Origin of the sequence: Alienimonas sp. DA493 (genome assembly GCF_043951915.1) — a bacterium.
In the GTDB taxonomy this organism is placed as follows: Bacteria; Planctomycetota; Planctomycetia; order Planctomycetales; family Planctomycetaceae; genus Alienimonas.
In genome coordinates this window covers 1-12,603 of record NZ_JBINJD010000022.1, presented here as the reverse complement: position 1 = coordinate 12,603, position 12,603 = coordinate 1, and the positions used below count along the sequence as shown (strand labels likewise).

Annotated in this window: 8 protein-coding genes and 1 tRNA gene; 8 read left to right on the top strand and 1 reads right to left on the bottom strand. The window is 68.5% G+C overall.

Annotated features, from left to right (window positions below; translation table 11 throughout):
* Positions 1–51: 51 nt before the first annotated feature.
* A tRNA-Ala gene (locus ACG2DA_RS05380) sits at positions 52–124 on the bottom strand.
* A 422-nt stretch (positions 125–546) separates the two neighbouring features.
* Between ACG2DA_RS05380 and ACG2DA_RS05375 the strand changes: the two genes are divergently transcribed.
* The 8 genes from ACG2DA_RS05375 (at position 547) to ACG2DA_RS05340 (ending at position 12,468) form a co-directional block, all read left to right on the top strand.
* Complete coding sequence (locus ACG2DA_RS05375; RefSeq protein ID WP_395254447.1) at positions 547–2,250, top strand: GspE/PulE family protein; 1,704 nt, start codon at positions 547–549, stop codon at positions 2,248–2,250.
* Positions 2,251–2,381: 131 nt separating this feature from the next.
* Positions 2,382–3,512, top strand: a complete 1,131-nt coding sequence (locus ACG2DA_RS05370) for a type IV pilus twitching motility protein PilT (protein ID WP_395254446.1) — start codon at positions 2,382–2,384, stop codon at positions 3,510–3,512.
* A 106-nt stretch (positions 3,513–3,618) separates the two neighbouring features.
* Positions 3,619–5,322, top strand: a complete 1,704-nt coding sequence (locus ACG2DA_RS05365) for a GspE/PulE family protein (RefSeq protein ID WP_395254445.1) — start codon at positions 3,619–3,621, stop codon at positions 5,320–5,322.
* 172 nt (positions 5,323–5,494) lie between these two features.
* Positions 5,495–6,766, top strand: a complete 1,272-nt coding sequence (locus ACG2DA_RS05360) for a type II secretion system F family protein (RefSeq protein ID WP_395254444.1) — start codon at positions 5,495–5,497, stop codon at positions 6,764–6,766.
* Between the two features lie 289 nt (positions 6,767–7,055).
* Positions 7,056–8,141: a type II secretion system protein gene (locus tag ACG2DA_RS05355; RefSeq protein ID WP_395254443.1), complete on the top strand. Its 1,086-nt coding sequence runs from the start codon at positions 7,056–7,058 to the stop codon at positions 8,139–8,141.
* Between the two features lie 45 nt (positions 8,142–8,186).
* Positions 8,187–9,383: a type IV pilin protein gene (locus ACG2DA_RS05350; RefSeq protein ID WP_395254442.1), complete on the top strand. Its 1,197-nt coding sequence runs from the start codon at positions 8,187–8,189 to the stop codon at positions 9,381–9,383.
* Entirely contained in the window at positions 9,383–10,771 is a 1,389-nt protein-coding gene (locus tag ACG2DA_RS05345; protein ID WP_395254441.1) for a Tfp pilus assembly protein FimT/FimU, read from the top strand. Before ACG2DA_RS05350 ends, ACG2DA_RS05345 begins: the two co-directional genes overlap by 1 nt.
* 179 nt (positions 10,772–10,950) lie before the next feature.
* Positions 10,951–12,468, top strand: coding sequence for a hypothetical protein (locus ACG2DA_RS05340; RefSeq protein WP_395254440.1), 1,518 nt, complete (start codon positions 10,951–10,953; stop codon positions 12,466–12,468).
* The last annotated feature ends 135 nt before the right edge of the window (positions 12,469–12,603 follow it).

The window sequence follows — 12,603 nt, the reverse complement described above, 5'->3', positions numbered from 1 at the left end:
GGCGGGGCGTTTGACGGTCTCAGGCAGGCAAATCCCGGCCTGAACGATAAGTGGAGCTGATGAGATTCGAACTCACGACCTCTGCATTGCGAACGCAGCGCTCTCCCAACTGAGCTACAGCCCCGTGGGCCCGCGGGAACGGGCCGGCCCGCGCCGGCGGAGCGGCGTCGGGCGGGAGGATACCATACCCCCGCGGCCGTCCGCGGGAAAGTGTCCGGCGTCCTCCGGTCAGCGCCTCTCCGCTCCCCGGACACGGCCGACGCGCCCGGGGTTCGCGCCGGCGCCGTCCCGCCGGGGCGAGTCGCGCCGCCGGGGCGAACCTCGCGGTCGGGGCTTTCGGCGTCGCCCGAGCGACCCGTCCGGGGGGCGGGCCGCTCCGGCGGCGGCGATCGGCGGCGTGTTGACACCCCGAGCGACCGGTCGGATGATCCGTCGTGCCCGTCCGGCACGCCGCCGATCCGGCGCCTTCCCCCGCGCTTCGCCTGCGTTCCCCCTCAGTTTCGTTCCCTCGCAAGACGCCGGCCCCCGCCGGTCGCCGCCCCCCGCATGGCCGCCGACATCCTCGAAAAGTTTGTCGCCGACGGCACGATCAGCCGGGAGCAGCTCCACGAGGCGCAGGACCTGGCGAAAAAGAAGAAGACCAGCCCGGCCCAGATGCTGGTCGCGCTGGGCTACCTGGACGAGTCCGAACTGGCTCAGGCGTCCGGCGGCGGGCAGGCGCTGGACTTGGCGAACCTGACGGTGCCGGACGAGGTGATCGCGCTGGTGCCGGTCTCCGTGGCCCGTGAGAACACGGTGCTGCCGATCGCCGCCACCGAGCGCACGGTCACGATCGCGTTCGCAGACCCCTCGGACATGGGGGCGCTCCAGAAGCTGGAGTTCCTGCTCACGCCGCGGTCCATCGACATCGCCCCGGCGGCGAAAAGCGACGTCGTCGCCGCGATCGATCGCCACTACGGCGGCTCCGGCGAGGGCGGCGGCGGGGCGGACACGATGCACACGATGCTGACGGAGATCACCGAGACCCAGATCGACGTCACCCAGGCGACCCTCACCGCCAAGGACGACGGCGACGAGGACGATTCCGCCCCGATCATCCGCCTGGTGAACCTGATCATCTCCGAGGCCGTCAAGATGCGGGCCTCGGACATTCACATCGAGCCGTTCGAGGACCGCGTCCGCATCCGCTACCGGATCGACGGGTCGCTGGTGGAGCGCGACAGCGCCCCCCGCCGCATGCTGGCCGCCATGACCAGCCGTATCAAAATCATGGCGTCGATGGACATCTCCGAAAAACGCCGCCCGCAGGACGGCCGCATCAAAACGCGGGCCGGCGGCAAGGAGCTGGACCTTCGCGTCTCCATCCTGCCCACCAACCACGGGCAGGCCTGCGTCATGCGGATTCTGGACCGCGACAACATCAAGATCGGTCTGAAGAACCTCGGCTTCGGCGAGGACAACTACAAGACCTTCCAGAACCTGATCCGCCGCCCCAACGGCATCTTCCTGGTCACCGGCCCCACCGGCTCCGGCAAGACGACCACGCTGTACTCCGCCCTGGGCGAACTGAACCGCCCGGACCGCAAGATCATCACCGCGGAGGACCCGGTCGAATATTATCTGCCGGGCATTAACCAGGTGGAGGTCAAGCACAACATCGGGCTCGACTTCCAGCGGATCATCCGGGCGATGCTGCGGCAGGCCCCGAACGTCATTCTGGTGGGCGAAATCCGCGATAAGGAGACCGCGGAGATGGCCATTCAGGCCTCGCTGACGGGCCACTTCGTGCTGAGCACCCTGCACACGAACGACGCCCCCAGCTCCATCACCCGGCTGACGGACATGGGCGTGCAGCCCTTCCTGGTGGCCAGCAGCATCCTCGCGGTGATGGCCCAGCGGCTGGTCCGCGTGGTCTGCGAAAGCTGCAAGCAGCCCTACTCGCCGGACGCCAGCGAGCTGGAGTACTTCGACATCACCGAGGAGGAGGCCGAGGAGGCCACCTTCTTCAAGGGTCGGGGGTGCAACAAGTGCTCCCACACCGGCTACCGCGGGCGGCGGGCCGTGTTCGAATTAATGGGCATGAACAGCGCCATCCGCGAGATGACCTTCAAGGGCGAGCCCGCCCAGGCGATCCGCCGGCAGGCCCGGCTGTTCGGCATGCGGACGCTGGTCGACGACGCCCGCGAAAAAGCCATGGCCGGCGTCACCACCCTCACCGAAGTCCAGAAGCTGATGCGGTCCCAGGACTGAGCGCCCGTCACGCCGGGCCCGCGGGGCCTCGGCGTGACGCGGCCGCTTGAACTGCGTCGCCTCGGCCCGGCACACTTCGCCCCGTCCTCCCCGTCCGTTCCTCGAAACCCGTTCCCCGAGAGTCCCGCCCGATGGCCACCGTGCAGATCGACAAGCTGCTGGAAACGGTGGTGAAGGAAAAGGTCTCCGACCTGCACATCACCGTCGGTCAGCCGCCCGTGATCCGGGCCGGCGGGCGGATGCGGCGGCTGGAAACCAAAACGCTGGACGCCGACGACACCACGTCGTTGATGAAGTCCATCACCCCGGAGCGGAACCAGCAGGAGCTCCAGGAGGTCGGCGGGACGGACTTCGGCTTCGCCTATGGCGACAAGGCCCGCTTCCGGGTCAGCGTGTTCAAGCAGAAGGGCACCATCGCGATGGTGCTCCGGCGGATTCCGAACGAGTTCCTCACGATGGAGCAGATCGGTCTGCCGCCGGTCGTGAAGGACCTCATCACCCGCCCCCGCGGGCTGTTTCTGGTCACCGGGCCGACGGGCTCCGGCAAGACCACCTCGTTGGCCAGCATGATGAACTGGATCAACGAGACGCACGCCCACCACATGATCACGCTCGAAGACCCGATCGAGTACTACCACGAGCATAAAAAGAGCACCGTCAACCAGCGGGAGATCGGCGTCGACGTCCCGGACTTCCCCGAGGCCCTCCGCCGGGCCCTGCGGCAGGACCCGGACATCATCCTCGTCGGCGAGATGCGCGACCTAGAAACGATCTCGTCGGCCATCACCGCCGCCGAAACCGGGCACGTGGTGTTCGGCACCCTGCACACCACCGGCGCCCAGGGCACCGTCGACCGGATCATCGACGTGTTCCCCACCAACCAGCAGGAGCAGATCCGCACGCAGCTGAGCGTCGGCATCCTCGGGATCCTCTCGCAGGCCCTGCTGCCGCGCAAGCCGTCCGGGATGGTCGCCGCCTACGAGCTGCTGGTCGTCACCCCGGCCATCGCGAACCTCATCCGCGAGAACAAGACGTTCCGGATTAACTCGGCCATCCAGACCGGCCGCAAATACGGGATGCAGCTGTTGGACGACCACCTGTTCAGCCTGTGGAAGAACAACATCGTGGAGGAGGAGGACGTCCTCTATAAGGCCAACAACCCCGGCGAATTGAAGGTCCGCATCGAAAAAGCGAAGCGCGGCCTCTACGACGACGAGGAAGAGGACGACGAGGACTTCGAGGAGGACGACGATTTTGAATGATCGCTAAGGCAGAGGTTTGAAGTCAGAGGTCGGAACCGACCGCCGACTCGAACCGCCCGCCGCCCCTCGCACTTTCTCCTTCTGACTTCGTACTCCAAACTTCCCCATGGCCGCCCGCCGCAAAATCGGACAGATCCTGCAGGATCTCGGTTACCTGTCCGAGGACCAGGTCTGGGACCTGTTGGAGGAACAAAAGCAGAGCCCCGGGGAGGTGTTCGGGCAGGTCGCGATCCGCAGCGGGCTGGTCACGCAGGCCCAGGTCACCGAGGCGCTGGCCGAGCAGTGGGGGATGCCGGTCGTCGATCTGGAGAACACCCAGATCCCGGCGAAGGTGCTGGAAAGCGTCCCGCAGACGATGTGCGAGATCTATAAGATCTGCCCCGTCAGCCTGAAGGGGGACGTGCTGACGGTCGCGATGGCCGATCCGCAGAACGTGGAGGCGCTGGACGACCTCAAGAATTTCCTCGGGCACGAGGTCCGCGGGGCCGTCAGCAGCCCGGAGGACGTCGCCGCCGCGATCGAGCGGAACTACGCCGAACGCCCCGACAGCATCGAGGACGTCATCGGGGAGCTCGAGATCGAGCAGGGCAGCGTCCGCGACGCCTTCGACCTGTCCGACCCGGAGGAGATGGCCGACGCGGCGCCGATCCGCAAGTTGGTCAACATCGTGCTGCTCAACGCGATCAAGGACCAGGCCAGCGACATTCACTTCGAGCCGTTCGAGGACGAATTTAAGATCCGCGTCAAAGCGGACGGCGTCCTCTACGAGATGATCCCCCCGCCGCGGCACATGGCGAACGCCGTGATCAGCCGCATTAAAATCATGGCGGACCTGGACATCGCCGAGCGCCGCCTGCCCCAGGACGGCCGGATCGAACTGAACGTCGGCGGCAACCCGGTCGACCTGCGGGTCAGCATCCTGCCCACGATGTTCGGCGAGGCCTGCGTCATGCGGGTGCTGGACCGCACGGTGGTCAGCCTCGACCTCAACAAGATCGGGATGGACGCCGGCACGCTGGACCGGTTCCGCAAGATGATCAAGCGGCCCAACGGCATCATCCTGGTGACGGGGCCGACGGGGTCGGGCAAGACGACCACGTTGTATTCGACGCTGAACGAACTCAACGAGATCACCGAGAAGATCATCACCACCGAGGACCCGATCGAGTACGACATCGACGGCCTCATTCAGTGCCCGATTAACTCGGACATCGACGTCACCTTCGCCGCCTGCCTGCGGGCGATCCTGCGGCACGACCCGGACCTGATCCTCGTCGGCGAGATCCGCGACTACGAGACCGCCGAGATCGCCGTGCAGTCCGCCCTGACCGGGCACCTCGTGTTCAGCACGCTGCACACCAACGACGCGCCCTCCTCCATCACGCGGATGTTGGACATGGGCGTGCCCAAGTTCCTTATCACCGCCTGCGTCGAGGCGATCCTGGCCCAGCGGCTGGTCCGCCGCATCTGCACTGACTGCCGCACCGCCTTCGAGCCCTCCGACGAACTGCTGATGGAACTCCAGCTGCCGGTCGAGACGGCCCGGCAGTACGACTTCTACTACGGCAAGGGCTGCGCGACCTGCCATAACAGCGGCTATAAAGGCCGGGTGGGGCTGTACGAGCTGATGGACGTCACCGACGACGTCCGCGACCTGATCTCCGAGGACGCCAACGTGGACGACCTCCGCAACCTGGCCCGCTCCCAGGGGATGACCACCCTGCGGGAAGCCGGCCTGAAGCTGATCTTCGAGGGGATCACCACGATCGACGAGGTCGTCCGCGAAACCGTGATCGAGGACGTGACCTAGGCTTCGTTTTCCCGTCGCCCGGCCCGCCGGGCGTTCCTTCCCGTTCCTTCACACATAACCCGCGGCTCCGCCGGACGCACCCGGACCTTCCTCCCGCTCCGGTTCCCCCGACCGGTACGATCCCGACAGGGCCGCCCGTACCCCGCCGCACTCACGCCGCCCGGAGACCGCTATGCCCACCTTCGTCTACGAGGCGATGGACAACACCGGGTTGGAGATCAAGGAGTCGATCGACGCGCCCACCAAGAAGGACGCCGAGGCGAAGGTCCGCGAGAAGGGCTTCTTCGTCACCGACATCCGGGAATCGAAGGCCAAGAAGAAAAAGAAGTCCGGCGGCAAGGACGGCGAGAAGGCGAAATCCTCCAAAAGCGCCCGCGCCAAAAAGAAGGGCGGCGGCTTCACCATCGGGCGGGTCAGCCCCAAGCAGCTGACCACCTTCACCCGGCAGCTCTCCACGCTGCAGGACGCCGGCCTGCCGATCCTGCGGTCCCTCCGCATCCTCGAAGGCCAGAGCAAGCCGGGGGTGCTGAAGAACTCCCTGCTGGGCGTCATCGAGGACATCGAGGGCGGCATGACGCTCTCGGAGGCGATGGCCAAGCAGCCCAAGGCGTTCGACGGGCTGTACGTCAACATGGTCAAGGCCGGCGAGGCCGGCGGCGCCCTGGAGATCATCCTCCAGCGGCTCGCGGACTTCAAAGAACGCTCCCAGAGCCTGAAGAAGCGGGTTCAGGGGGCGATGATCTACCCCGTCGCGGTCGTCACGGTGGCGGTCGCGATCGTCGGGTTCATCATGTACTACATCATCCCGAAGTTTAAAAAGATCTTCGAGGACTTCGGCACCCCGCTGCCGGCGATCACGGAGGTGCTGATCAACACCAGCTCCTTCGTCGTCAAGTATTTCTACCTGTTCCCGGCGGTCCCGTTCGCGATCTGGCTGATCCTCAAGATCATCCGCAAGAACCGCACGGGCAAATACGTCACCGACTGGATTCTGCTGCACATCCCGGTGCTCGGGAAGATCGTGGAGAAGGCCACGGTGGCCCGGATCTGCCGGACGCTGGGCACGCTGATCGCCTCCGGCGTGCCAATCCTGGAGGCGATCATCATCGCCCGCGACACCGCCGGCAACGCGGTGTTCGCCCGGGCCTTCGACAACATCTACGCCGCGATCCGCGAGGGCGAATCGATGGCCGTGCCGTTGAAGGAGGCCCGCATCGTGGACGACATCGTCGTCAATATGGTGGACGTCGGCGAGGAGACCGGCGCCCTGGACACGATGATGTACAAGGTCGCCGACGTGTACGACGAAGAGGTCAAGGTGCTGGTCGACGGCCTGATCAAGCTGCTGGAGCCGATCATGGTCGTCGTGCTCGGCCTGGTCGTGGGCTTTATCGTCATCGCCCTGTTCATGCCGCTGATCGACCTGCTCAACGACCTCTCCTGACGGAATGACCAAGGTCCAAGAGACAAGAACCAAAGCCTGGGTTCGGCGCCGCGTTCCGCCCGCTCGGTCTTGGCCTCTTGTCTCTTGGTCAGTGACGCTCTCCCCGCCGTCCCGTCCGATTCTGCCACGCCCGCCGGGCCGGGGTGTTGCGAAATGCGGCACCCCGTCGGCGGTCGTGCGTTCTGTACAACTCCCGGCATCGCAACGGTTTAGGCGGTCCTGTCGGGCGTCGGCGCCGCGTTTGCAGCCTCTTTCCCGTGCCGTTCGGCATCTCTCCCCGGAGCCTCCCGTGATTTCGCGTTCGCCCCTGTCCGCCGCCTCGGTTCCCGCGTTCCGGCGACGGTCTGCCGTCCGGGCGCCCGCCCGAGCGGGGTTCACGCTCGTCGAACTGCTGGTCGTCATCGGGGTCATCGCCCTGCTGCTGGCCCTGCTGACGCCGGCCCTCCGCAGCGCGATCGGGACGGCGAAGACGGCCGCGGTCCGCACGGAGATGAGCGGGATGGAGGCGGCCCTGTCGCAGTTCCACAGCGAGTACGGCCGGATGCCGCCCAGCTACATCAACCTGCGGCGGACCGGGACCGGCTCGTTCGTCGACCCGGCGACGATGCCGCTGTTGCGCAGCCTGTTCGGCATCACGGTCGACGAGGGCGCGATGGTGGACAGCTTGAACGCGATGAACTTCCCCGGGGGCGGCGTCTCCGCGTCGGCCGTCGGGGGGCCGGGCGACCCGGGCGTGCTGCGGGGGGCGGAATGCCTGGTGCTGTTCCTGGGCGGACTGCCGGCGAGCGGGACGGCCGCCAGCGGACCCACGAAGGAACTGTCCGGCTGGAGCAAGAACCCCCGCGACCCGTTCAACGTGAAATATAAAAACACCTCCTCGCCGATCCCCGGCGACTTCGTTCTGCTCGACGGGCCGCGTCGGACGCCGCCGTTCTACGAGTTCCAACCGGACCGCCTGAAGCGGCCGGGCGAACTCGGCGCCGCCGACGAGCTGGCTTACTTCACCTACCTCGACGCCTTCGACGGGCAGACCACGCCGCTGATCTACGCCAACAGCGACATGGGCCGCGGGTACCAAGCCCGGGACGTGGCCTACAACGTCGGCGTCTTCAAGAACACGAACGGCAGCCCGTCGTTGTTCAAAGGCGTTTACCGTACGCCGGACGAAACCCCCGAGAATCTGGAAGACAACCCCCCGATCAACCCCAACGGCTATCAAATCATCTCGCCGGGGCGTGACGGCAAGTTCGGCGCCGGCGGCACGTACGGCGTTGAAGACGGATATAAGCCGGCCCTGGACGGCGCCGGGAACGTCGTCGACGGCGGGGACGACAACGTCACGAACTTTTCCGAGGGCACGCTGGGCGACGAGTAGCCGCCGCGCCGTTCCGCCCCGTTCCCTCGCACCCGCAGCCGTTTCATGCTTCACCGCCGCACGTCATCTCGATCCACGCTCCCGCCGGGGCCGCTGCGCCTGTCGGCGGGGATGCGCGGGGCGTTCACGCTGATCGAACTGCTGATCGTGGTCGCGGTGATCGCGGTCCTGCTGGGGATGACCGTCACGGCGACGTTGGCGTTCGTCACCAGCGCCCGCGAGTCCGCCACCCGAGCGACGTTGGCCAAGGTGGACGGCAAGCTGGACCGCCGGTTCGCGGCGCTGCGGCGGAGCCTGGAAAGCGGCAGCGGGAACGCCGCCGGCGTGGGCCGCGGGGCGGTTCCCGCGTTGGCGATCAAGTCGGAGCAGCTCAAGCGGATGCCGCAGTACGCCGCCGCCCAGGCCGGTCCGGACGGCGCGCTCGGGACGGAGGACGACCCCCGCCCGCTGACCGAGGAGCGCGACGTGGCGTTGCGGCTCGCAAACGGCGGCGCCGCCCAGGGGGCGTTCGCCGCCGCGAACTTCGCCGAGGACCCGACCGCCAGTTCGGAGGCGCTGTTCCTGTTCCTGAGCCGCGGCGAGACGTTCGGCGTGGCCGACACCGACGCCGACGCCTTCAAGGAAAGCGAACTGGCCGACACCGACGGCGACGGCCTCCGCGAGATCGTCGACGGGTTCGGCAACCCCCTGCGGTTCTACCGCTGGCCGACCCGCCTGCTGCGGCCGGCGCCGGACGGGAACGGGGACGGGGTGATCAGCGACGCGGAGGCCCGGGCGGACAACGGCAACGGCCGGTTCCCGCTGTCGGCCTACGACGCCGCCCCCGAATCCGCCGAGAGCATGGCGGCGGCCGCGGCCCTGCTGGGCCGGGAGTTCCCCGCCCGCGAATTCTCGCCGTACGGCGACGAGATCGACGACGACGCCGACCCCGACGACCCGTTCCTGCCGACTATCGGCAGCCGGATGCGGTCCGACCCGGACGACCGGTTCGCCCAGATCGGGCGGGAGTTCGCGTTGAATTACCGGCGGCAGGCGGGGAGTTCCGCGGAGGCCGGCAAAAACTTTGAATTCTACTTTCACACGCCCACCACCTACTTCACCCCGCTGGTCGTCTCCGCGGGGGCGGACGGGGAATTGGGGCTGTACGAGCCGCAAGACCGCAACCGCTTCGGGCACCTCGCCCAGCCGTCGGAGCCGAACGCGGCGCTGGACAATCTGACCAACGCCCAGGGGGGCTTCTGATGCAGGCGTTCACACGAGCCTTCGCCGCCGCGAACCGCCCCCGCCGGGGACGGGCCGGGTATACGCTGATCGAACTGCTGATCGTCATCGCGATCGTGCTGATCCTGGCCGCGGTGACGATCACCGCGGTGCAGGCGTTCCGCAGCGGGGACGTCGTCAGCGGGTCGGCCCGGCAGGTGCAAAGCTACGTCAGCGGCGCCCGCGACCGGGCGATCTATACGAACCGCACCGACGAGGGCCCCCGCGCCCGCGGCGTGCGGTTCCTGCTGGATTACAACCTGACGGCGGACCTCGACGGCGATCCGGCGACCGACCCCACGCCCTTCGCCTGCACGGCGATGCAGTACGTGGAGAGCGCCGGGTTCTATCCGCCCGCCGCCTCGGGCGTCGGCGAGTACCCGGTGGGCCTGCGGCTGTACCTGGCGGGGAGCGAGGGGGGCTCCGCCGACCCGACCCAGGTGCTCCCGCCAAAGAATCTGTCGGACCTGTCGGCCCCGGAGGCGAGGGTGCCGTTCGGCGACGTGAACAACGACCGGTTCGTCTCCTCGGCGGAACAGGGCGCCATCGACGCCGACGATTTGAGGGACGCGTGGGCGGCGACGCCGCTGTGGTCGCTCTTCCGCAGCGGCCTGCTGGGCGAGCCGATCGTCGAGAACGACGGTCAGGTGCAGTACTTTAACGCCAAGATCCGGCTGCCGAAGTTCGCCGCGTGGGGGCGGTGGTACGCGGCGGTGATCGAGTCCGCCTCCAAGGGGCTGGAGCAGGACGCCCGGCTGTCCGGCATCCAGCGGATCTATCTGATGACGGAGCCGGAGTTCACCGGCGGTTTGCCGCGGTACAACGAGAAATCGGCGGAGTTCGGTTGGGTCTTCCAACTGCGGACGGTTCCGTTGGCGGGGGAACAACCGCGGGCCCTGCCGGCGGGCACGGCAATCGACCTGTACTCCGCGGCGACGCTCGGGGGACTGCCCGACTCTTGGCTGATCGACGGCGTGCCGGCAGGGCATCTGGACCTGATGTTCGACCCCAGCGGGCTGGTCACCGGGCCGTTAGCGGCCTCCGGGACGATCCACCTGCCGGTGGTCGGTCTGGAGGACCTGGACCGGGGCTCGAACCAATACGACGCCGGCGAGGACCCGCCGGGATATCGGCCGGGGACGTTCCTGCCGCTGGGGTACGTCGGCACGAACCCGGACGTTCCCGCCGCCTACGACCCGGCGACGAAGGTCTACGCCGGTCCCGGCAAAACCGAGGAGGAGCTGGTCGTCTCCGTGAACACGCAGACCGGCAACATCACCGTGGCGCCGGTGGACCCGTTCGACGGGAACGCCGACGGCCTCGCCGACGACCCGCTGTACTTCGCCGAGACCGGCACGGAGGCGCCGTGATGCCGTCCCCCGCCGCCGTTTTCTCTCCCGCCCGTTCCTTCGCCCGCCGCCCCCTCTCCATGTTCGCCCGCCCCGTCCGCCGCCGCTCGTCCGCCGCCCGGTTCGCCCCGGTCCGGGGACGGCGTCCGGGCGCGGCCCGCCGGTCCGGCGCGAACCGGTCCGGCGCGAACCGGTCCGGCGTGACGCTGACGGAGGTGTTGATGAGCGTGCTGGTGATGGGCATCGGGGTGACGAGCGTCGCCACGCTGTTCCCGCTGGCGGTGCTCCGCGGGGCCCGGGCCACGCAACTGACGGCGGGAACGATCCTGAAGCAGAACGCCGCGGAGACCGTCGCGTTCAGCTACAGCCCCTCGCTGGCCCCCCCGCCGGCGAACATCGGCGGGGTCGCGATCGGAACTGGCGCCGGCGAAGTCGACGTGAGCCCGATCGTCGCCCGCATCAGCACGGGCGTCTCCCGCGACGCGATGCTGCTGGACCCGGACGCGAACGGCAGCATCGAGACGTTCGGCCCCGGTCGGCCCGACGGCACGCCCGTGAACGACTGGGCCGGCGACCCGGTCCCGCCACGGAAATACATCGTCGACCCGCTGGGGGCGGCGGTGCTCAGCCGCAATAGCATCGACCAGGTGACCCCGTTCCTGTTCGGGGCGGTGGACACGCCGAACGCGGTCTCCACGGCGAACGTGATCGATCAGTTCGGCGCCCGCATCAGCGGGACGATCGGCGGGCGGGTGCAGCGGTTCTGCTGGCCCTTCCCGTACGAGGCGCTGGCGGCCGCCGAGGACCCCGGCGACGCCGACGGCGCCGCGGTCCGCAACCAGATGATCGAAACCGCCTACAACCTCGTCGGCCGGGCGGGGGACTACGGCACCGAGGTGGACACGCTGGCGACCGTGACGCGCCGGGAGGACGGCGACCAACCCTATCTGGAAGTCGCCTACCCGCTGGCGGAGGTCGGCTCGCTGGAAGACCTGTTCGCCCAGGGGACCACGGAGCGGCCGGCCGTCGGCACGGCGACCGCCCGGGCGGTGCTGTTCCGCCCGGACGGCCGGGGCAGCGCGGCGATCCCGCTGCTTCGGCTCCACGGGCAAAAGGCGATGGACATCGTCACCGAAGACGGGAACTTCGCGCGGGTCAAGGTGGCCCTGCCGAACAACGAGTTCCTCGCCGCCGCCGGGCTGACCGACACGGACGACGCGGCCGTCCTCCGCGTGCGGCTGGAGCGGCCGGACCGGAAGTACAGCTGGATGCTGACCTGCCGGCGGACCGGCACCGACCGGCTGGAGACCGAGGTGGCGGTGTTCTTCAACCGGGCGCTGTCGGCGGAGGACGAGTCGGTGTGGCGCTGCCAGCCGGTGGTGAACGACCGCGGCCGGATCGAGTCCTACGTGCTGTTCTGGGACCCGACGGCCGGGCAGAGCCCGCCGAACGTCTCGGGGGGCGCCCGGCTGCTGGAGATGTCCGTGTTGAAGTGGTTGTCGGTGGGGGCGCTGACGGTCAGCGAAGGCGACGCCGCGGACGCGCCGGTGGCGCCGCCGGACGACACGACGACGGGGCGGAAATACCTGCAGTTCGCGCTCTCCTCGGAGACGCCGTTCTTCAACGAGGCGTCGGTGACGGGGGAGATGTTCTGCGCCTTCCCGCGGGGGGTGGTGGACGTGTACCCGCTCTCCCCGCCGGGGGCGATCCGCAAATGACCCGTTCCACCCCCGTCCGTCCGCCCGCCGTTCTCCTTCCGCCCGCCCGCCGCCCCGCCGTGCCCGCCGCTCGCCGCCCCCGCCGCCCCGTCCGTCCCGCGGATCTCTCCGTGGTCCCGGGCCGCGGGTCCGCCG

Coding starts and splice junctions, on each gene's coding strand:
- ACG2DA_RS05350 (WP_395254442.1), top strand. CDS start 8,187: ATGCTTCACCGCCGCACGTCATCTCGATCCACGCTCCCGCCGGGGCCG.
- ACG2DA_RS05345 (WP_395254441.1), top strand. CDS start 9,383: ATGCAGGCGTTCACACGAGCCTTCGCCGCCGCGAACCGCCCCCGCCGG.
- ACG2DA_RS05360 (WP_395254444.1), top strand. CDS start 5,495: ATGCCCACCTTCGTCTACGAGGCGATGGACAACACCGGGTTGGAGATC.
- ACG2DA_RS05365 (WP_395254445.1), top strand. CDS start 3,619: ATGGCCGCCCGCCGCAAAATCGGACAGATCCTGCAGGATCTCGGTTAC.
- ACG2DA_RS05370 (WP_395254446.1), top strand. CDS start 2,382: ATGGCCACCGTGCAGATCGACAAGCTGCTGGAAACGGTGGTGAAGGAA.
- ACG2DA_RS05375 (WP_395254447.1), top strand. CDS start 547: ATGGCCGCCGACATCCTCGAAAAGTTTGTCGCCGACGGCACGATCAGC.